Here is a 20955-nt window from a genome sequence, read left to right on the forward strand (position 1 = left end):
CTACAACTGCCTTGTAACAATCCCCGAAATCATCCCTCGTCTTCAACCTCACGGGCCTGCTCGTCCACTTCGGACAGCTCAAACCACATGGCGTTGAGGATGGCGAAGGTGCAGGCCAGGCCCACACCGAGAATCCAGCTGAAGTACCACATAATCGTTTCCTCAGTACATATCCTTGTTGACGTCGCTTTCGCTCACCTTGCCCCACAACACCTTATAGACCCAGGCGGTGTACAGCAGGATGATGGGCAGGAACACCACCGTGGCGAACAGCATCACGCCCAGGGTGTAATGACTGGAGGAACTGTCCCAGACGGTCAGGCTGTGGCCCGGATCAGAGCTGCTCGGCAGAATCATCGGGAACATGGACACTCCCACCGTGGTGATGATAGCGGCCACCGAGAGCTTTGAGCCGAGAAAGCTCAAAGCGCCCACGCGCCAGAACAACCCCATCAACGCCAGCACGGCACCGGCGAAACCGGCCAGGGGCACCAGCCATAGAACCGGCTGGGCACGGTAATTGTTCAGCCAGATGCCGGCTTCCGACACCACTTCCTTGCGCAATGGATTGCTAGGCCCTTGCGGATCCATTGCCGTGACGATGCGGTAGCCGTCCATATGACTGACCCAGAAGCCACCAACGGCAAACAGTACGATTACGACAATGGCCGCGACCATGCCGAATTTTCGGGCCCGCTCCGCCGGTTCACCATCCGCCTTGATCTGCAGCCAGGTGGCGCCGTGCAGTATCAGCATCGCCAGTGACACCAGCCCACACAACAGAGCAAACGGATTCAGCAACGCAAAGAAGGAACCGGTGTAGAACGGCCGCAGACTGCTGTCGAAATGAAACGGCACGCCCTGCAGCACATTGCCCACCGCCACACCGAAAATCAGCGCCGGTACCACACCGCTGAAGCACAACGCCGCGTCCCAGCGTGCGCGCCAGGCCGGCTCGTCGCGCTTGGAGCGGAATTTGAATGCCACCGGCCGGATAATCAGCGCCGACAGGATCAGGAACATGGCCAGATAGAATCCGGAAAAGCTGACCGCGTAAAGCGCGGGCCAGGCGGCAAAAATGGCGCCGCCGCCAAGGATGAACCAGACCTGATTGCCTTCCCACACCGGTCCCACGGTATTGATCACCTGGCGGCGCTGGCCGTCGCTTCGGGCCACCGCTGGCAATAGCGCCGCCACGCCCATGTCGAAGCCGTCGGTGACGGCAAAGGCCACCAGCAGAACACCCAGTAAGGCCCACCAGATCAAACGCAACACTTCGTAATCGAAAATCATGGCGTTTCCTCCCTCATTCCTGGGACTTGGCAAAGGCCGGTGACAGGCCGGCATCCAGTTTGGCGGGATCGTCACCGCTTTCCTGTTCCGGGCCCTTGCGGATGTATTTGAGCATCAGACGGACCTCGATCACCGCCAGCACCGTGTACAACACCATGAAGCCCCCCAGGGAGATGAGAATGTCACTGATGCCGATGGAACTGACGCCAAGGAAAGTAGGCAACACCCCTTCGATGACCCAGGGCTGCCGGCCGTATTCCGCCACCAGCCAACCCAGCTCCGCGGCGATCCAGGGCAACGGCAAGGTGTAAAAGGACACCCTCAGGAACCAGCGTGGCACCCGGCGACGCAGCGACACCAGATAGAACGCCAGGCCAAACAGAGCGATCATGTAGAAACCGATGGCCACCATGAAACGGAACGACCAGAACAACGCGAACACATTGGGCAGCGAATCCTGTACCGCCATGACGATCTGCTGATCGCTGGCATCACGGGGATCCTCCACGTACTTTTTCAACAGCAACGCATAGCCCAGATATTCCTGGTTCTGAAGAAAAGTCTCCCTGGCCTCCGGGTTGGCCTCATCGACCTTAAGGGTTTCCAGCGCGTCGTAGGCCAGCAAACCATCACGGATGTGCATCTCCGAAAGGGCCGCCAGTTCCGTGATGCCGGGAATCTCCTTGCTGAAGCTGCGCGTGGCGATCAACCCCATGACCCAGGGAATCTTCAACTCATAGTGCGTTTCCTGGGCCTCGCGGTCCGGAATACCGAACAAGGAAAACGACGCCGGCGCCTCTTCCGTGTGCCACATCCCCTCGATCATCGCCAGTTTCATCTTCTGATTCTCGGTGATGGCATAACCGGACTCGTCACCGAGCACCACCACCGACAGCGCCGCCGCCAGTCCGAACGAAGCCGCCACCGTGAAGGAGCGTTTGGCCAGCGCCTTATAACGGCCACGCAGCAAATAGTAAGCACTGATCGCCAATACGAACACAGCGCCGGTAACGTAACCGGCGGCCACCGTATGAACGAACTTGGCCTGCGCCACCGGATTGAAAATCACCGCGGCGAAATCGGTGACTTCCATGCGCATGGTGTCGGGATTGAAAAAGGAGCCCACCGGATTCTGCATCCAGCCATTAGCGATCAGAATCCACAACGCCGACAGATTCGACCCCAGGGCCACCAGCCAGGTCACCGCCAGATGCTGGACCTTGCCCAGTTTGTCCCAGCCGAAAAAGAACAGACCGACCAGCGTGGCTTCGAGGAAAAACGCCATCAGGCCTTCGATCGCCAAAGGCGCGCCGAACACGTCACCGACATAGTGGCTGTAGTAAGCCCAGTTGGTACCGAACTGGAACTCCATGACGATACCGGTGGCCACGCCCATGGCGAAGTTGATGCCGAACAGCAACCCCCAGAACTTGGTCATGTCACGCCAGATGGTGCGTCCGGTCATGACATAGACGCTCTCCATGATGGCGATCATGAAGGACAGTCCCAGAGTCAGAGGTACGAAAAGGAAATGGTACATTGCTGTCAGGGCAAATTGCGCCCGCGACAACTCAACCAGAGTAGCGTCGATCATCTGCGTTTCTCCCCTGAATACACACCAGCGGGTCGCCAACCGGATCGGACCAACCGATCCGCCCCGCCGGGCGGGGACATTGACGGCTCGCCACTCCTTGCCTGCAGAAATACTCTGCCGAGGCCCCTCCGTGGCCCTCTTTTACCGGTGCGCGCAAACGATAGGGGGGAACGTTTCCGGGTCAACGAAGAAACGCTTCAAGATAAAAAACCGTCAGCCGGCTTTTCGCCCCCACAAACCTGTACCGTGGGTGAAAGCCTGAGCAATCGGGTCTACCATTGATCCCCATTATTGTTCGCGCTTGTGAAACCGTTATAAGCATAGCACCGGCCCTGCCCCTGTTCACGTCGGCGGTCCAGAGAAGAGTTGAAAACCGGCATGCCTATTGATTTACATCAAGATTCTCCCGCGGCGTCCGCGGAACCCCCGGCCAGCCCGGGCCTCTGGCTGGATGCACAACGGCAACACGCCAAGAACATGGTGCGCTGGCTATACCTGAGCGCGCTGGCGGATACGCCGCTGGCGATCATTCAGGCGGGACTGCTGGCCTGGCTCGCCGCTGGTCTGCTCAACGGCGAGCCCTCTTTATGGCTGCCCGCCTCCCTGCTGTTGTTGACGCTGGCGTCGCGGGCCCTGGCCGGAGCCGCCCGCGCCCGATTCAGTGCCGGCGCCGCCGCCGATATCAGCCAGGCAGTACGCGGCGCCGTGGCGGAGGCATTGTTGCGCGGTGCCGGCGGTACCTTGACCGCGGGGGAAGCCAGCACCGCTTTGCTGGAACAAGCCGGCGCGGTGGGTCGCTATCACGCCGGTTTCGCGGTGCAACGGCGAGTGGCCAGCGTGGCCACGGTGTTGTTTTTATTGGCCGCGTTCAGCATGGACTGGATCGTTGGTGTGATCTTCCTGTGTACCGCGCCTTTGATCCCGGTCTTCATGATGCTGGTGGGCAGTGGCGCGCAGCGGGCAGCGGATCGACAGCTGGAAAGTTTGCGCTTTCTCGGCGGCTATTTTCTCGATCGTCTGCGTGGCGTGCTGACGCTGCGAGCCTTCGCCCGTGAAGCAGCGGAGCAACGGGCAGTGGATACGGTCAACGCCGAATACCGCAAACGCACCATGAAAGTACTGCGAATCGCTTTTCTTACGTCCGCCGTGCTGGAGCTTTTCGCGGCGCTATCGGTGGCCCTGGTGGCCTTGTATGTGGGTTTGCACCTGCTCAATTTAATCGCCATCGGTCCCGGTCCCCGGCTCGATTTCGCCACCGGACTTTGGCTATTGCTGCTGGCACCGGAGTTCTATCAGCCGTTGCGTCAGTTGGCCGCCGGCTATCATGACCGCGCCGCTGCCCGCGCCGCCGCCGAGGTCCTGGCGCCACTGCTCCAGGATAGCGGCGCCACCACCGTTTCCGCTGACGTCTCCACCACCGCCACCACGCTGACCCTTGACCAGGTGTCGTTTCGTTACCCTGGCTGCGAGGAGGCCCTGCTTCACGACTGCTCTCTGACCGTAGCAGCCGGGACGTGCCTGGTACTCAGGGGCGACAGCGGCACGGGCAAGAGTACTCTGTTGAAACTGATCGCCGGTTTGCTGGCGCCGGACACCGGCGAAGTACGCCATAACCGCCGGCCGGCGCCACTGCTGGCACAGGTGACCGGCAATCTGGCCTGGGCCGGGCAGCATCCGTGGTTCATTCACGGCACGGTGGCGGATAATTTGCGTCTGGCCGCCCCGGATGCCGATGACGAGGCCTTACATCAAGTACTGGCCGAATGTGGTCTGGAACACTTGCCCGCCGGACTGGATACGGCGCTGGACGAGAACGGCGGCGGTCTTTCCGGCGGGCAAGGCCGCCGGTTGGCATTGGCCCGGGCCTTGCTGAGCCCGGCACCACTGCTGCTGCTCGACGAACCCACCGCGGAGCTGGATGCCCCCCTGGAGCAACGCATCATCGCGGCGCTGCGCGCCCGCAAGGGACAACGCACCTTGGTGATCGCCACCCATTCCCCGGCGCTCGCCACCCTGGCCGACCAGAGCCTGTGGCTGGGCCCTTCCCCGGTGCCCATGGAAGGGCGGGCCCATGGCTGATCGCATCACCTGGCTTCGTCATCAATTCAAAGGGGAAGGCACTCGGCTACGTAATGCCGGGTTACTGGCGCTGATTACCGCCCTCGCCGCCATGGCGCTGCTGGGCTTGTCAGGCTGGTTCATCAGCGCCGCGGCGCTGGCCGGGCTGGCCGCGGGCGGTCCGGCGGTGGCGTTCAACCTTCTGGTTCCCAGCGCCGGCATTCGCGCCTTGGCGGTGGGCCGCACCGTGTCCCGCTATTTCGAGCGGCTGGTCAGCCATGACGCCACCTTCCATGTGATGCAGCGCCTGCGCACGCGATTGTTCGCGGCGATTCTGCCGCGCATACCCGGCCCCTTGTCGTCACTGAGCAGCGGCCATTTGCTGGAGCGCCTGCTGGGAGATGTGGAGCGCTTGGAGAACGCCTGGCTGGGACAGGGACAGCCCGCCCTGGTGGCCATCGCCACCGCCGTGGTATTGCTGCTGGCCGGGTTCTGGATCGCCGGACCGGCGGCGGCCCTGGCCATGCTGGCCGGTTTTATCACGATGTTCCTGCTACTGCGGCACTTGTCGAAAGTTTCCGCCGAACCATTGGAACAACGGGCCTGGCAACGCGAACAGCTTCGTGGGGATTTGGTGCAAACCCTCAACGGACTGCCCGATGTGCTTGCCTATGGCCTGCGGCCGTCATTACTCGAGCAGTGGCGCCGCCGCCTGGCCGATCTGGCCGCGCTCGAGCATCGGCTGGCCTTGCGGCACGCCATCACCCAGACCCTGATTCAGAGTCTGATGCAGTGGCTGGCGGTGGCGATGCTGCTGATACTGATTACGCCGGTGCGGCAAGAGATGATCGACGCGCCGATGGCGCTGGCCCTGATGCTGCTGGTACTCGCCGCCGCCGAGGTGACCCTGCCCCTGGCTCAGGCCTGGCAGGGCTGGCCAGACACCCGTGCCACCGTGACACGCCTGGAGGCCCTGACCGGCACGCCGATCCCGCCGCCGGCCGCCGGCGGCAGCGGGATTCCCCGGTCCGACGGCGATTTGAAGGTCTCCGGACTGAGTTTCGCCTGGCCTGGACAACCGGCCTTGTTCAGCGGTCTTGATCTGCAAGCGCGAGCCGGCGCTCCGCTGGCCATCGTCGGTCCAAGCGGCAGTGGTAAATCCACTCTGTTGCATTGCCTGATGGGCCTGCAACGGATCAGTGCTGGCGAGATCCGATTCGGCGGTGTCAGCCAGGAACGGGCGGACAGCGACGCCTGGCGCCAATGTTTCGCCCTGCTGTTACAGCAACAGCAGCTATTCACCGGCACTCTCAGGGATAACTTGCGCCTGGCCAGACCGGACGCCAGCGACGAGCGCCTCTGGCAGGTGCTGGAACAGGCACGGCTGGCGGATCTGGTACGGCAACGTGGCGGTCTCGATCACTGGATCGGCACCAACGGCATGCACCTCTCCGGCGGACAGGGACGGCGTTTATCGCTGGCCCGGGTGCTGCTGCGGGACAGTCCGGTCGTCCTGCTGGACGAGCCCTTCACCGGTCTGGAACCGGCCACCGCCGACGCTCTGTTCGACACGCTGCATTCCACCTTGAACGACCGGGTTCTGATCATGGTCACCCATGACCGGCGCCATGCCGAACGGATGGAGAACCGGCTCGTCCTCGACCTCTGAAGTCCGGCCTTCCCCTTGATCCAGGTCAGCCCGGCGCGGCCCAGCGGCTTTACCCTGACCGGCCACGCTACCTGGCATGGGAGGAGACATGAGCGGTTCCCCGGAACTGGTCTGCCCCGCCGGCAATCTGCCGGCACTGAAAACCGCGGTGGACGAAGGCGCCAACGCGGTTTACATGGGTTTCAAGGACATCACCAACGCGCGTCGCTTCGCCGGTCTCAACTTCACTCCGGAACGGGCCCGGGAAGGTATCGACTACGCCCACCGGCAAGGTTGCCGGGTGTTCTGCGCCATCAATACCTATCCGCAAAACGAGGGCTGGCCGCTCTGGACCCGGGCCGTGGATCAGGCCGCGGATCTCGGTGCGGATGCCTTGATTCTGGCGGACCTGGGCCTGCTCGAGTATGCCACCCGCCGCCACCCTGACCTGCCCCGGCATTTGTCCGTGCAAGGCTCCGCCACCAGCGCCGAGGCCCTGCATTTTTATCATCGGCATTTCGACATTCGCCGCGCGGTGCTGCCCCGGGTGCTGTCACTGGATCAGGTAAAACAGCTGGCGGCGGCTTCGCCGGTGGCCCTGGAAGTGTTCGGCTTCGGCAGCCTGTGCATCATGGTGGAAGGGCGCTGCTATCTTTCTTCCTATCTCACCGGTGAATCGCCCAATACCCACGGTGCCTGCTCACCCGCCGCCCATGTGCGCTGGGAAGAGCGGGACGGCGGTCTCAGTTCCCGTCTCAACGGCGTGCTCATCGACCGTTATGGTCCTGGCGAACAAGCCGGTTATCCAACCCTGTGCAAGGGCCGCTTCCGGGTGGACAACGAGCTCTATCACGCCATCGAGGAACCCACCAGTCTGAATACGTTGGAGCTGCTGCCGGAGTTGCAGGCCCTCGGCATCGCCGCGGTGAAGATCGAAGGCCGGCAACGCAGTCCCGCTTATGTACGGGAGGTCACCCGGGTATGGCGCCAGGCGTTGGACCGTCTCTCCCGGACATCATCCATGTTCCAGTCCGACCCGGACTGGCAACGTGCGTTGAGCGCCCTGTCCGAAGGCACCACCACCACCCTGGGCGCCTACGAGCGGCGCTGGAAATAGGAGGCATCGGCATGCTGGAACTGGCCCTGGGACCGGTACCGTTTTATTGGCACCAACAGGATTACGAGAGCTTCTATGCGCAGGCGGCGGACTGGCCGGTGGAACGGATCTATCTGGGCGAGACCGTGTGCGGTCGGCGACGGGACATGAAACTGGATCACTGGCTCGGGTTGGCCCGGGAACTGCGTGCTCAGGGCAAGACCGTGGTGCTGGCCTCGCAAACGCTGATCGAGGCCGGCGCCGACCTGCGCGCGCTGCGCCGGCTGTGCGATAACGGCGAACTGCCGGTGGAAGCCAATGATATGAGCGCCGTCCATTTGCTCAGCGAAGCCGGCATTCCCTTTATCGGCGGCGCGCCTCTGAACCTCTACAACGTGGAAGCCATCCGCTTGCTGGCTGGGTCCGGTATGCAGCGCTGGCACGCGCCCTTGGAACTGTCCCGGCAGGCGCTCACCGCTTTGCTGACAGCACTGCGGGAACAGGATCTGGCTCTGCCGTGCGAGGTACACGCCTATGGGCATCTGGCGCTGGCCTGGTCGGCCCGTTGCTTCACCGCCCGGCGGCGGGGCCATGCCAAGGACCGCTGCCAGTTTGTTTGCCGGGACGATCCTCAGGGGCTGCCTCTGTTCAGTCAGGATGGTCGAAGACTGTTCACTCTCAATGGCATCCAGACCCTCTCCGCCTGGCCCCAGGACCTGCGCCGGGAACTGCCGGTGATGGCTGAAATGGGGATAAGCAGCGCGCGCCTGGTGGTGGCCGACGAGCCCATGGCGGAGATAGTGGCGGCTTTTGATCGAGTGCGCCGGGGCCAGCCGGACCACCGGGACCCGCTTGCCCTGGTGGACGAAGCGCGCTGTGACGGCTACTGGCACGGCGCCCCCGGAATGGACCGGCGGTAGCACGCCAATCGCGACCGTTTCCCACAGGCCGAACTGCGAAGCCGCTGTAGAAGCCAGCCTTGCTGGCGAATTTTTTGTGCCCTCTTCGCCGGCAAGGCTGGCTCCTACAGCGGCCTCGTAGCGACCTCCGATTTCATGTGCCCGAGGTCCGGGCCGCTGGAGCCCCCACCCTCACTTTCCTTGACCCAGATCAGCCCTTTCTCTCGGTCTCACCTTTACGCTTACCACCATATATTGTGCCAAACCAAATAAAACACACTAAATATGGAAACAGCGCCATGACCACACCCCGCCCGGACAGCACGGTGGCAGTGAGCACCACCGTCGAGGAATACCTCAGTCGCGCCGACTGGCGCGTACACGCCAACGCCAATCAGGGTTACTCCCTGGGCGGGCTGATCCTCAACATCTCCGGCAAGCTGATCGCCAACTACTGGCTCGATCAGGTTTACCCGCCGGAGATCGGCAGCGCCCATCGGGAAGGCGATCTGCACTTGCATGATCTGGATATGCTGAGCGGCTACTGCGCTGGCTGGTCCCTGCGCAGCCTGTTGATGGAAGGGTTCAACGGCGTCACCGACCGCGCCGAAAGCGGCCCGCCCAAACATCTCTCCAGCGCGCTTGGCCAGATGGTCAACTTCCTTGGCACACTGCAAAACGAATGGGCCGGTGCCCAGGCCTTCAGTTCCTTCGACACCTATCTGGCACCCTATGTGCGCCGTGACAACCTGGACTACCCGGCGATACGGCAAGCCATCCAGGAATTTATCTACAACCTCAATGTGCCCTCCCGGTGGGGCAGCCAGACCCCGTTCACCAACCTGACCTTCGACTGGACCTGCCCGGAGGATCTGCGCGAACAGGTGCCGGTGATCGCCGGCGAGGAGCAGCCGTTCACCTACGGCGAGCTGCAGGCGGAGATGGATCTGATCAACCGCGCCTATCTGGAAGTGATGGAAGCCGGCGATCAACGCGGCCGGGTATTCACCTTCCCGATTCCCACCTACAACATCACCGAGGATTTCGATTGGGACGCGCCCAACACGGAGCGGCTGTTCGCCCTGACCGCCAAGTACGGCCTGCCCTACTTCCAGAATTTCCTCAATTCCGATCTGCAACCGCACATGGTGCGTTCCATGTGCTGCCGCCTGCAGCTGGATGTCCGTGAGCTGCTCAAACGTGGTAACGGCCTGTTCGGCAGTGCCGAGCAAACCGGCTCCGTGGGTGTGGTGACCATCAACTGCGCGCGGCTGGGTCATCGCTTCGCCGGCGACGAAAAAGGGCTCTACCGGGAATTGGATCGGCTGCTGGAACTGGGCCGCGACAGTCTGGAAATCAAACGCGATTGCATTCAGCGCTGGATGGACGCGGGGCTTTATCCCTACACCCGGCGCTATCTGGGCACGTTACGCAATCATTTCTCCACACTGGGCGTGAACGGTCTTAACGAGATGGTGCGTAATTTCACCCATGATCGCCAGGATATCGCCACCGAGCAGGGTCGTGACCTGGCCTTGCGTCTTCTGGAACACGTACGCGAACGCATGCGTGGTTTCCAGGAAGAAACCGGCCATCTGTACAACCTGGAAGCTACTCCGGCGGAAGGCACCACCTACCGCTTCGCCAAGGAGGACGCCCGCCGTTATCCCGACATTCTCCAGGCCGGTACGCCCGAGGCTCCCTATTACACCAACTCCAGTCAGTTGCCGGTGGGCCATACCGAGGATCCGTTCGCGGCGCTGATTCATCAAGACCCGCTGCAAACCCGCTATACCGGCGGCACCGTGCTGCATCTGTACATGCGCGAACGGCTTTCCAGCTCCCGCGCCTGCCGCCAGTTGGTACGCACCGCCCTGTCCCGGTTCCGACTGCCTTACATAACCGTGACGCCGACCTTTTCCATTTGCCCGGTGCACGGCTACCTGGCTGGAGAACACGAATTCTGCCCGCGCTGCGACGACGCGCTGCTGGCCCAGCAAACAACAGTGAAAGACACCCACGTGGCCTGACACTTTCACGCTGATTTTTATTCCATCGCAAAAAGGAGACATACCATGAACGCTTCTCTCTCCACCGCTTCTCTGAATCCCCGTGACACCCTGCCCGAAGAGCAACGCCAGCGCTGCGAAGTCTGGACCCGGGTGATGGGATACCACCGGCCGGTGAGCCAGTTCAATCCGGGTAAAAAATCCGAGCATCGCCAGCGCCGTCATTTTTGTGAGCAACAGGCACGCCTGAATGGCTGACGCGGATGCCGTTCCGGCCCTGCCGGTGGCGGGCCTGACGCCGCTGACCACACTGGACTATCCAGGCCGGCTGGCGTGCGTGGTCTTCCTGCAGGGTTGCCCGCTGCGCTGCGGCTATTGCCATAACCCGCACATGATCCCGCCCCGGCGGGGCCAGGTGCGGGAATGGCTTGAAGTCGAATCCTTTCTTGAAACACGACGAGGCCTGTTGGAAGCGGTGGTGTTCAGTGGCGGCGAGCCCACCCGGCATCCACACCTGTTACCGGCGATACAGCGGGCCCGTGAGCGAGGATTCGGCATCGGTCTGCACACCGCCGGCAGTTACCCCCGCCGGCTGAGCACACTGATACCGGATTTGGATTGGGTGGGTCTGGACGTGAAAGGGGATGCGGCTCAAATCGATCGCATCACCGGGCGCGGCCGGCAGTGGCGACAATTGTGCGACAGTCTGGATCAGTTGCTGGCCGCCGATCTCGCTTTGGAGTGCCGCACCACCGTGCACTGGCTGGACTTCGATGAAGCCGCCGTGGAACGGCTGGCACGCTGGCTGGCCGCCAAGGGAGTGCGCCACTACGCCCTGCAATGGGCGCGACCACAACAATGCCTGTCACCGTCCTATCAACAGCCGTCGCCGATAGCCAATCCTCTGCCCGAACTGGCGGAACGGCTGCGGCCGTTATTTGAAACGCTCAGAGTGCGTTGACAATGGGGATATGAATTCAAAGGTCGCTTCAAGAGCACTGCAAGAGCTTTGTAATCCTATCGTGGGAATCAGCCATGGCAGCGATCAACGTGTTGCGTACGCCAGCAACCGCAATCCCTCCCGCACCGGTCCCGGCCAGCCGCTCTGATCCAGACCATCGAGCAGATTCTTCACCCACAACCCCAATTCGGTGTCCCCCTCCACCAACAGACGGCGCTGGAAAAACAAGGTGTCCGGATCCTGCTCCCTGCCAAGGAGCTGCAAAAATTCACGCCAGCCGCCACGAATACACGCCTCGCCGGGGCATTCGCTTAATCGCAGACGGTTGGCCTGCAGCGTCACGGTAAAACGCGGCGCGCCGTCGGCCAGATCAAGGGTCAGGTGACGCCCCTGCAAGGGTTCGAATTCCCCCGCCGCCAACGGTTCCGCCAGTAGACGGTTCATCAGCGGCTCCAGAAAAGGGCGCTTCAGCGGCAACGGCGCATGAGCATCGATATGGCGAAATACCGCCAGTGGCGACGGCGGCTTCGGCGGCGTGAAAGGATATCGCATTGAGCAGTCCCCGGACTGTCATGACGGAAACCCCATACTCCATGCCATTCGTCGGAGAGAGGTTGACCCTAATCAATACGTTTGATAGTTATTTCTGACAGATTGCCACACACGGACGGCTCATACCTCAAGGAGGCACCGTGGCATCAACGGAACCGGTCTCACCCCCCGGCTCGGGGCAGGCGTTGTTCCTTTCCACCCTGGCGTTCACGCTGTGCTTCGCCGTATGGACTTTGTTGTCCATTATTGGCATCCCTCTCAGTAAAGAACTGAATCTGTCGGACACCGAACTGGCTTTGCTGATCGCGACACCGGTGCTCACCGGCTCGATCAGCCGGCCGGTTCTCGGCATTCTCACCGACCGCTTCGGCGGGCGTCCGGTTATGGGCATCCTGCTGCTGGTCAGCGCCAGCTGCGTCTATCTTCTGACCCTGGCCCACAGTTACCCCATGCTGCTGTTGGCGGCGCTGGGCCTGGGTCTGGCTGGTGGCGCCTTCGCCGTGGGCACCGCTTACGTTTCCCGCTGGTTTGGCGGCGACCGCCAGGGCACCGCCCTGGGCGTTTTCGGCGCCGGCAACCTGGGCTCGTCGCTGACCAACTTCGCCGCGCCTTTACTGCTGGTGGCGCTGGGCTGGCAGGGCACCGCCCAGGTGTATGCGCTGGTGCTGGCGCTGATGGGCCTTGGCTTCCTGGTGTTCGCGCGGGATCCGCGACACCCGACTCCGTCCCTCACCTTGAGCCAGCGGCTGGCGCCCATGGCCGACCTTCGAGTGTGGCGCTTCTCGCTCTATTACTTTTTTGTGTTCGGCGCCTTCGTTGCCCTGGCGCTGTGGCTGCCCCACTACCTGATGAGGGTCTACGGGGTAAGTCTCACCACCGCCGGCATGATCACCCTTTTGTTCACCCTGCCCGGCTCCCTGTTCCGCATTCTCGGTGGCTGGCTCTCCGACCGGTACGGCGCGCGGCGCGTGATGTACTGGACCTTCATCGCCTGCCTGGTTTGCACTTTCCTGCTCAGCTATCCCCCCACCGAATACCGCATTCAGGGCATTGATGGTGAACTGCGTTTTTCCTTGATCATGGGCCTGCCGCCCTTCGTGCTGCTGATCATGGTGCTGGGCTTCTTTATGTCTCTGGGCAAGGCGGCGGTCTTCAAACACATCCCTACCTACTACCCCGAACACGTGGGTGCCGTGGGTGGTGTGGTGGGCATGGTCGGCGGCCTTGGCGGCTTCTTCCTGCCGCTGACCTTCGGCATGCTCAATGATGTGGTGGGCATCTGGCAAAGCTGTTTCATGCTGCTGTTCGTGCTGGTGGCGGGAGCGCTGGCGTGGATGCATTACGCCATCATCAAGGCCAACCGGGTGGAATGGACGGAGCAACGCGAAACCGGCGACCTGCCGGAACTGTCCACCCCGAGCAAACTGGTACTGCAGGACTGGCGGCCGGAGGACACCGATTTCTGGGAGCAGCAGGGTCGCGCCATCGCCCGCCGCAACCTGTGGATTTCCATTCCCAATCTGGTGCTGGCCTTTTCCGTCTGGATGGTGTGGTCGGTGGTGGTGGCGCGGTTACCGCAAGTGGGCTTCAACTACAACGCCAATCAGCTGTTCTGGCTGGCGGCGTTACCGGGCCTCTCCGGCGCCACCCTGCGAGTGTTCTACAGTTTCATGGTACCGATCTTCGGCGGCCGCCGCTGGACCGCATTCTCCACCGCATCGCTGTTACTGCCGGCGCTGTGGATCGGTTTCGCGGTACGCAACCCGGACACCCCTTATCTGGTAATGCTGGTACTGGCCTTGTTGTGCGGCTTTGGGGGCGGCAACTTTGCTTCCAGCATGGCGAACATTTCTTTTTTCTTTCCGAAAAAGGAAAAAGGCGCCGCCATGGGACTCAACGCGGGCCTCGGTAACCTGGGCGTGAGCCTGATGCAGTTCCTGGTACCGCTGGTGATTACCACCGGCGTGTTTGCCTTCGCGGTCGGCGATCCGCAAACGACCGCCGACGGCGAGCGCTTATGGCTGCAGAACGCGGGCTTCGTCTGGGTGCCGTTCATTATTGCCGCCACCGTGGCCGCCTGGTTCGGCATGAACGATATCGCCAGCGCCAAGTCCTCATTCCAGGATCAGGCGGTGATTTTCCGGCGCAAGCACAACTGGCTGATGTGCGTGCTGTACACCGGCACCTTTGGCAGCTTTATCGGTTTCGCCGCCGCCTTTCCGCTGCTCAGCTCCCATTTGTTCCCCGAAGTGGACGCTCTCAAGTTGGCGTTCCTCGGTCCGCTTCTCGGAGCGCTGAGCCGTGCCTTCTCCGGTGGCGTGGCGGACCGGCTTGGCGGAGGCCGCGTTACCTTCTGGGTGTTCGTCGGCATGATCGCCGGGGTGATCGGATTACTCTGGTTCCTCGACCATCGCGATCAACCCGGTGCCTTTGTCGGCTTCTTCGTCTGCTTCCTCTGGCTGTTCCTGGTCTCCGGGGTGGGCAACTCCAGCACCTTTCAAATGGTGCCGGCCATCTTCCGTCATGAAGTGGCCCGGCTGATGCCGGACCAGGATGTCCGGCAACAGCAACTGGAAAGCGACCGCGAAGCCGCCGCCGTGGTCGGCTTTACCTCCGCCATCGCCGCCTACGGCGCCTTTTTTATTCCCAAGGCCTTCGGCACGGCCCTGGATCTCACCGGCGGCGCCGAACCGGCGCTGTACGGATTTCTGCTGTTCTACGTCCTGTGTCTGGGACTGACCTGGTTCTATTACACCCGCAAAAAAGCGGTGATTCCCTGTTAGGAGCAACACCATGAGCCACTTTCTGGACCGCCTGAGGTATCTCGGAAAGAAGCCAACCGAATTTTCCGATCACCATGGTGAGACCCGCGACGAAAACCGGGACTGGGAAGACGGGTACCGGGCCCGCTGGCAACACGACAGGATCGTGCGATCCACCCATGGGGTGAACTGCACCGGCTCCTGCAGTTGGAAGATCTACGTAAAGAACGGCCTGGTGACCTGGGAAACCCAACAAACCGATTACCCCCGTACCCGCCCGGACCTGCCCAACCACGAGCCCCGGGGCTGCCCCCGCGGCGCCAGTTATTCCTGGTATCTGTACAGCGCCAACCGGCTCAAATATCCGCTGGTGCGGCAATCCCTGTGGCGGCTGTGGCGCGAGGCGCTGGAGCGGCACGGTGATCCGGTGGATGCCTGGGCCAGCCTGGTCGAGGATCCGGACAAGACCGCCCAATACAAGAAAAACAGAGGCATGGGGGGATTCGTTCGCGCCGGCTGGGATGAGCTCAATACGCTGATCGCCGCCGCCAACGTCTACACCGCCAAGCAATACGGGCCGGATCGTATCATCGGCTTTTCGCCCATCCCGGCCATGTCCATGGTGTCCTATGCCGCCGGCGCCCGTTACCTGTCGCTGATCGGCGGTGTCTGCCTGAGCTTCTACGACTGGTACTGCGACCTGCCGCCGGCGTCGCCGCAGACCTGGGGCGAGCAGACCGACGTGCCGGAATCCGCGGACTGGTACAACAGCGGCTACATCATCGCCTGGGGTTCCAACGTACCGCAGACACGCACCCCCGATGCCCACTTCTTCACCGAAGTGCGTTACAAGGGCACCAAGACCGTGGCGATCACGCCGGACTACGCGGAGGTGGCCAAGCTCTCCGATGAGTGGGTGAGCGCCAGGCAGGGCACCGACGCCGCCCTCGCCTTGGCCATGGGCCATGTGATCCTCAAGGAGTTTCACCTGGATTCCCCCAGCGCCTACTTCACCGACTACGTGCGCCGTTATACCGACCTGCCCTGTCTGGTGGAACTGGAACGCCGCGACGATGGCCGCTATGTGCCCGGCCGACAACTGCGCGCCAGCGACTTCGCCAACAATCTGGGCCAGGACAATAATCCGGGCTGGAAAACACTGGTCTGGGATGAGAACGGGGAACGGCTGGCGGTACCGCGCGGCTCCATTGGCTTCCGCTGGGGCGAACAGGGCAAATGGAACCTGGAGCCGGTTGACGCTGATGGCCAGGACATCCAACCCCGCCTCAGCCTGGCCGGCGATCACGACCGGGTGGAAAAGGTCGCCTTCCCCTATTTCGGCGGCATTCCCCACGAACACTTTCCTCATGTGGAAAATGGCGGCGACGACACCCTCACCCACAGCCTGCCGGTGAAAGTGCTCACCGGCGCCGATGGCGGCGAGATTCTGGCGGTAACCGTGTTTGATTTGCTCTGCGCCAACTACGGTATCGATCGGGGACTCGGCGAGGATCAAGGCGCCACCGATTACCGGCAAATCAAACCCTATACCCCCGCCTGGCAAGAGAACATCACCGGTGTGCCGGCGGACCAGTGCATCCGCATCGCCCGGGAGTTCGCCAGCAATGCCGACAGGACCCGTGGCCGATCCATGATCATCGTCGGCGCCGGCATGAACCACTGGTATCACATGGACATGAACTACCGGGGCCTGATCAATCTGCTGGTGATGTGCGGCTGCGTGGGACAAAGCGGCGGCGGCTGGGCTCATTACGTGGGTCAGGAAAAGCTGCGACCGCAAACCGGCTGGCTGCCTCTGGCCTTCGGCCTGGACTGGTCCCGGCCGCCGCGCCATATGAACGGCACCTCTTTTTTCTACGCCCACTCTTCCCAATGGCGTTACGAAAAACTGGACGTGAAGAGCCTGCTCTCGCCCCTGGCCAAAGTGGAGGACTACGGCGGCAGCCTGATCGATTTCAATGTGCGCGCCGAGCGCATGGGCTGGCTGCCTTCCGCGCCACAATTGAACACCAATCCGCTGCGCCTGGCCCAAGCCGCGAAGCAAGCCGGACAAAGCACCGCGGACTACGTGGTATCGCAATTGAAATCCGGCGCGCTGAAATTCGCCGCCGAGGATCCGGACGATGCGCAAAACTTCCCGCGCAATCTGTTCGTGTGGCGCTCCAATCTTCTCGGCAGCTCCGGCAAGGGCCACGAGTACATGCTCAAGTACCTGCTCGGTACCCGCCATGGTATTCAGGGCAAGGACCTTGGCGACGGCGGTGAACGGCCCCGGGAAGTGACCTGGCGCGACGAGGCACCGGAAGGCAAACTCGATCTTTTGGTGACGCTGGATTTCCGCATGTCCACCACCTGCCTGTACTCCGACGTGGTGCTGCCCACCGCCACCTGGTATGAGAAAGACGATCTCAACACCTCGGACATGCATCCGTTCATTCATCCGCTCACCGCCGCCACCGATCCGGCCTGGGAGTCACGCAGCGACTGGGATATCTATAAAGGCATCGCCAAAGCCTTTTCCCAAGTGTGCGAGGGCCATCTGGGCGAGGAAACCGATCTGGTCACCCTGCCGCTGCAGCACGACTCTCCGGCGGAGCTGGCGCAGCCGCAGGTGAAGGATTGGAAAAAAGACGAATGCGAGCCGGTGCCGGGGAAAACCATGCCCTCGCTGATCGAGGTGCAACGCGATTACCCGGCCACCTACGAACGCTTTACCGCTCTGGGCCCGGCACTGGAGAAACTGGGCAATGGCGGTAAGGGCATCAGCTGGAACACGGATAAGGAAGTGGCTTTTCTCGGCCAGCTTAACCGTCGCAAGACAGCGGGCCCGGCCAAGGATAGACCCTGCATCGAAACCGCCATTGACGCCGCCGAGGTGATCCTCAGCCTGGCACCGGAAACCAACGGTCAGGTGGCGGTCAAGGCCTGGGAGGCGCTGTCCCGATTCACCGGCCGCGATCACAGCCACCTTGCCCATCCCAAGGAAGAGGAAAAAATCCGTTTTCGCGATATCGTCGCCCAACCGCGCAAGATCATTTCCAGCCCGACCTGGTCCGGCCTGGAAGACGAACATGTGTCCTACAACGCCGGCTACACCAACGTGCACGAACTGATTCCCTGGCGCACGGTGAGCGGTCGTCAGCAGCTTTATCAGGACCACCCCTGGATGCGCGCCTTCGGCGAAAGCCTGCTGGTGTACCGGCCGCCCATCGACACCCGCGCCGCCAGCAGCGTCACGCCACCGGCGGACAACGGCTATCCCAGCAAGGCGTTGAACTTCCTGACGCCACACCAGAAATGGGGCATTCATTCCACCTACAGTGACAACCTGCTGATGCTGACCCTGAACCGGGGCGGACCGGTGGTGTGGCTGTCGGAATCCGATGCCGCTGATCTGGGCGTGGCCGACAACGATTGGGTCGAGCTGTACAACGCCAATGGCGCCATCGCCGCCCGGGCGGTGGTCAGCCAGCGGGTGAAAGAGGGCATGGTGATGATGTACCACGCTCAGGAGCGCAATGTGCATGTGCCAGGCTCGGAAATAACCGGTACCCGGGGAGGCATCCATAACTCGGTGACCCGGGTCTGTCCCAAACCCACCCACATGATTGGCGGCTACGCGCAGCTTGCCTACGGGTTCAACTATTACGGCACCGTCGGCTCCAATCGCGACGAGTTCGTCATGGTACGGCGCATGAAACACATCGACTGGCTGGACGGTGAAGGCCAGGACTTCGTTCAGGAGGCCGCGAAATGACTATTCGATCCCAGGTCGGCATGGTCCTCAATCTGGACAAGTGCATCGGCTGCCACACCTGCTCGGTGACCTGCAAGAACGTCTGGACCAGCCGCGAGGGCGTGGAATACGCCTGGTTCAACAACGTGGAAACCAAGCCCGGCATTGGCTACCCCAAGGAATGGGAGAACCAGAACAAATGGAAAGGCGGCTGGCTGCGTCGCAAGGACGGCCGCATCGAACCACGCATCGGTGGCAAGTGGCGGGTGCTGGCCAATCTGTTCGCCAATCCGGATCTGCCGGAAATCGACGACTACTACGAGCCTTTCGACTTCGACTATGAGCATCTCCACCAGGCCAAGCCTGGCAAGCATCAACCGGTGGCGCGGCCGCGCTCGCTGATTTCCGGCGAGCGTATGAAGAAGATCGAATGGGGCCCCAACTGGGAGGAGATTCTCGGCACCGAGTTCGCCCGGCGCCGCAAGGACAGCAACTTCGATCAGATACAAGCGGACATCTACGGGCAGTTCGAGCACACCTTCATGATGTATTTACCGCGCCTGTGCGAGCACTGCCTCAACCCGACCTGCGTGGCCTCCTGTCCCAGCGGCGCCATCTATAAGCGGGAGGAGGACGGCATCGTCCTGATCGACCAGGACAAATGCCGGGGCTGGCGCATGTGTGTGTCCGGCTGTCCGTACAAGAAAATCTATTACAACTGGAAAAGCGGAAAATCAGAAAAATGCATTTTCTGTTTCCCGCGTATCGAGGCCGGAGAGCCCACCGTGTGTTCGGAAACCTGCGTCGGACGGATCCGCTATCTGGGCGTGCTGCTGTACGACGCGGACCGTATCAAGGAAGTGGCGGAAAGCCCGGATGAGCGGGATCTGTACCACCGCCAGCGAGACATCTTTCTCGATCCCCATGACCCGGATGTTATCGAACGGGCCCGGGCCGATGGCATTCCCGACAGTGTGATCACCGCCGCCCAGGCCTCGCCGGTGTACAAGCTGGCGGTGGACTGGCAGCTGGCGCTACCGTTGCACCCGGAGTATCGCACCCTGCCCATGGTCTGGTATGTGCCACCACTGTCGCCGATCCAGTCCGCCGCCGAGGCGGGCCATCTGGAATTCGACGGTGTGCTGCCGAAAATCGAATCCCTGCGCATCCCGGTGAAGTATCTGGCCAATATGCTCACCGCCGGCGAGGAAGAGCCGGTGGTGCTGGCATTGAAACGGCTGCTCGCCATGCGCCTGTATATGCGCGGCAAACAGGTGGATGGCGAAACCGATACCACCGTACTCGACCAGGTGGGTCTCAGCGAAGCCCAGGTCATGGAAATGTACCGCTATCTGGCCATCGCCAACTACGAGGACCGTTTCGTCATCCCCACCAGCCATCGCGAACAGGCCCGTGAGGCGTTTCCGGAACGCGGCGGCTGCGGCTTCACCTTCGGCAATGGTTGTCAGGGCGGCGACGACGATACCAGTCTGTTCGGCGGGCGCAAGCAGACCGCCACCCTGGTAAAACCGCGACGTTTCGAACCGGAGCAGCAGGAGGCGCGTCATGACTGAGATCACCCAACGGAGCCTGCGTGCCCTCGCCCGCCTGCTGGAGTATCCCGAAATCGCCTTGCAACAGGCGGCGCCGGAACTGGCCGCCGCCCTGAGCGCGGAACGACGCTGGACCCTGTCGATGCGGGACCGGCTTGGCCAATGGTGCGAACGGATCGCCGCCGCCGATTTGCTGGATCTGCAAGCCGAATACGTGGCCTTGTTCGACCGTGGCCGCGCCACTTCACTGCTGCTGTTCGAGCATGTCCACGGTGAATCCCGGGACCGGGGTCAGGCCATGGTGGATCTGCTCGATCACTACCAACAGGCCGGCTTCCGTTTGCAAGCGCGGGAATTGCCCGATTATCTGCCCCTGTTTCTGGAGTTTCTGTCCACCCGCCGGGAAGCGGAAATCGGCCGCTGGCTCGGTGAAATCCGCGCCATTCTCGCCCGGCTGGCGGCACGGTTGGAAAGCCGGGAGGCGCCCCAGGCTCTGGCCGTCACCGCCTTGCTGGCTCTGATCGGCGCGGAATCGGAAATCCAGGCGCATCGGCCCGAGGTATCCCGGGAAGCACCGGACCACACTCCCCAGGCCCTGGACGCGGTGTGGGAAGAGGAAGCCGTGCGCTTCTCCGCCGAATCCGATCAGGACTGTCAGTTGCAATCCGCCCAAGGCCGTCACCGGACCCGACAACGGCAACAGGCCGAGGAACAACCGGTCCGTTTCGTCCCACCCACAGCGGCGGCCGTCAGCGGTCGCGCCAAGGAGTGAG

15 protein-coding genes are annotated in these 20955 nt (G+C 62.3%); 11 read left to right on the top strand and 4 right to left on the bottom strand.

The features are described 5' to 3' along the window. Positions 1–29: 29 nt before the first annotated feature. From cydX to RYH70_RS13540, 3 genes are read right to left on the bottom strand one after another with little or no spacing between them, the layout of a single operon-like run. Positions 30–152: a cytochrome bd-I oxidase subunit CydX gene (gene cydX / locus RYH70_RS13530; RefSeq protein WP_317009253.1), complete on the bottom strand. Its 123-nt coding sequence runs from the start codon at positions 150–152 to the stop codon at positions 30–32. Between the two features lie 10 nt (positions 153–162). Further along, positions 163–1293 carry a cytochrome d ubiquinol oxidase subunit II gene (gene cydB, locus RYH70_RS13535; protein WP_022997138.1) on the bottom strand — a complete coding sequence of 377 codons (1131 nt, stop codon included), beginning with the start codon at positions 1291–1293 and terminating at the stop codon, positions 163–165. A 13-nt stretch (positions 1294–1306) separates the two neighbouring features. After that, positions 1307–2887 carry a cytochrome ubiquinol oxidase subunit I gene (locus tag RYH70_RS13540; RefSeq protein ID WP_022997139.1) on the bottom strand — a complete coding sequence of 527 codons (1581 nt, stop codon included), beginning with the start codon at positions 2885–2887 and terminating at the stop codon, positions 1307–1309. A 378-nt stretch (positions 2888–3265) separates the two neighbouring features. Between RYH70_RS13540 and cydD the strand changes: the two genes are divergently transcribed. From cydD to RYH70_RS13575, 7 genes are all read left to right on the top strand, one after another. Then, on the top strand, positions 3266–4966 hold the full coding sequence (cydD, locus tag RYH70_RS13545) for a thiol reductant ABC exporter subunit CydD (protein ID WP_317009254.1): 1701 nt from the start codon (positions 3266–3268) through the stop codon (positions 4964–4966). Beyond that, positions 4959–6614, top strand: a complete 1656-nt coding sequence (cydC, locus tag RYH70_RS13550) for a thiol reductant ABC exporter subunit CydC (protein WP_022997142.1) — start codon at positions 4959–4961, stop codon at positions 6612–6614. The genes cydD and cydC overlap by 8 nt, the downstream gene beginning before the upstream one ends. A gap of 88 nt (positions 6615–6702) precedes the next feature. Continuing rightward, complete coding sequence (ubiU, locus tag RYH70_RS13555; protein ID WP_317009255.1) at positions 6703–7710, top strand: ubiquinone anaerobic biosynthesis protein UbiU; 1008 nt, start codon at positions 6703–6705, stop codon at positions 7708–7710. An 11-nt stretch (positions 7711–7721) separates the two neighbouring features. Continuing rightward, entirely contained in the window at positions 7722–8609 is an 888-nt protein-coding gene (locus tag RYH70_RS13560; RefSeq protein ID WP_284455856.1) for a U32 family peptidase, read from the top strand. A 278-nt stretch (positions 8610–8887) separates the two neighbouring features. Next, positions 8888–10618 (top strand): ribonucleoside triphosphate reductase, encoded by a 1731-nt coding sequence (locus tag RYH70_RS13565; protein ID WP_022995220.1) that lies wholly within the window; start codon positions 8888–8890, stop codon positions 10616–10618. A 45-nt stretch (positions 10619–10663) separates the two neighbouring features. Beyond that, positions 10664–10855, top strand: a complete 192-nt coding sequence (nrdD, locus tag RYH70_RS13570; RefSeq protein WP_022995219.1) for an anaerobic ribonucleoside-triphosphate reductase — start codon at positions 10664–10666, stop codon at positions 10853–10855. Next, entirely contained in the window at positions 10848–11558 is a 711-nt protein-coding gene (locus RYH70_RS13575; protein WP_317009256.1) for an anaerobic ribonucleoside-triphosphate reductase activating protein, read from the top strand. The genes nrdD and RYH70_RS13575 overlap by 8 nt, the downstream gene beginning before the upstream one ends. A gap of 84 nt (positions 11559–11642) precedes the next feature. Here the strand turns inward: RYH70_RS13575 and ubiT are convergent, their stop codons facing one another. After that, the gene (gene ubiT, locus RYH70_RS13580) at positions 11643–12110 is read right to left on the bottom strand and encodes a ubiquinone anaerobic biosynthesis accessory factor UbiT (protein ID WP_116027226.1); all 468 of its coding nucleotides are present in this window, start codon (positions 12108–12110) and stop codon (positions 11643–11645) included. Positions 12111–12250: 140 nt separating this feature from the next. Between ubiT and RYH70_RS13585 the strand changes: the two genes are divergently transcribed. Genes RYH70_RS13585 through narJ form a run of 4 tightly spaced genes read left to right on the top strand, consistent with a single transcriptional unit; the run spans position 12251 to position 20954 of the window. Continuing rightward, positions 12251–14893, top strand: a complete 2643-nt coding sequence (locus tag RYH70_RS13585; RefSeq protein ID WP_233916602.1) for a nitrate/nitrite transporter — start codon at positions 12251–12253, stop codon at positions 14891–14893. Positions 14894–14903: 10 nt separating this feature from the next. Next, the gene (locus tag RYH70_RS13590) at positions 14904–18650 is read left to right on the top strand and encodes a nitrate reductase subunit alpha (protein ID WP_317009257.1); all 3747 of its coding nucleotides are present in this window, start codon (positions 14904–14906) and stop codon (positions 18648–18650) included. Next, a complete protein-coding gene (gene narH / locus RYH70_RS13595) occupies positions 18647–20203 on the top strand; it encodes a nitrate reductase subunit beta (RefSeq protein WP_317009258.1) in 1557 nt (518 codons plus the stop codon). Before RYH70_RS13590 ends, narH begins: the two co-directional genes overlap by 4 nt. Continuing rightward, complete coding sequence (gene narJ / locus RYH70_RS13600; RefSeq protein WP_022995213.1) at positions 20196–20954, top strand: nitrate reductase molybdenum cofactor assembly chaperone; 759 nt, start codon at positions 20196–20198, stop codon at positions 20952–20954. Before narH ends, narJ begins: the two co-directional genes overlap by 8 nt. The last annotated feature ends 1 nt before the right edge of the window (position 20955 follow it).

This window comes from Alloalcanivorax xenomutans (genome assembly GCF_032810065.1).
Classification (GTDB): domain Bacteria; phylum Pseudomonadota; class Gammaproteobacteria; order Pseudomonadales; family Alcanivoracaceae; genus Alloalcanivorax; species Alloalcanivorax xenomutans.

Coding starts and splice junctions, on each gene's coding strand:
- cydX (WP_317009253.1), bottom strand. CDS start 152: ATGTGGTACTTCAGCTGGATTCTCGGTGTGGGCCTGGCCTGCACCTTC.
- cydB (WP_022997138.1), bottom strand. CDS start 1,293: ATGATTTTCGATTACGAAGTGTTGCGTTTGATCTGGTGGGCCTTACTG.
- RYH70_RS13540 (WP_022997139.1), bottom strand. CDS start 2,887: ATGATCGACGCTACTCTGGTTGAGTTGTCGCGGGCGCAATTTGCCCTG.
- cydD (WP_317009254.1), top strand. CDS start 3,266: ATGCCTATTGATTTACATCAAGATTCTCCCGCGGCGTCCGCGGAACCC.
- cydC (WP_022997142.1), top strand. CDS start 4,959: ATGGCTGATCGCATCACCTGGCTTCGTCATCAATTCAAAGGGGAAGGC.
- ubiU (WP_317009255.1), top strand. CDS start 6,703: ATGAGCGGTTCCCCGGAACTGGTCTGCCCCGCCGGCAATCTGCCGGCA.
- RYH70_RS13560 (WP_284455856.1), top strand. CDS start 7,722: ATGCTGGAACTGGCCCTGGGACCGGTACCGTTTTATTGGCACCAACAG.
- RYH70_RS13565 (WP_022995220.1), top strand. CDS start 8,888: ATGACCACACCCCGCCCGGACAGCACGGTGGCAGTGAGCACCACCGTC.
- nrdD (WP_022995219.1), top strand. CDS start 10,664: ATGAACGCTTCTCTCTCCACCGCTTCTCTGAATCCCCGTGACACCCTG.
- RYH70_RS13575 (WP_317009256.1), top strand. CDS start 10,848: ATGGCTGACGCGGATGCCGTTCCGGCCCTGCCGGTGGCGGGCCTGACG.
- ubiT (WP_116027226.1), bottom strand. CDS start 12,110: ATGCGATATCCTTTCACGCCGCCGAAGCCGCCGTCGCCACTGGCGGTA.
- RYH70_RS13590 (WP_317009257.1), top strand. CDS start 14,904: ATGAGCCACTTTCTGGACCGCCTGAGGTATCTCGGAAAGAAGCCAACC.
- narH (WP_317009258.1), top strand. CDS start 18,647: ATGACTATTCGATCCCAGGTCGGCATGGTCCTCAATCTGGACAAGTGC.
- narJ (WP_022995213.1), top strand. CDS start 20,196: ATGACTGAGATCACCCAACGGAGCCTGCGTGCCCTCGCCCGCCTGCTG.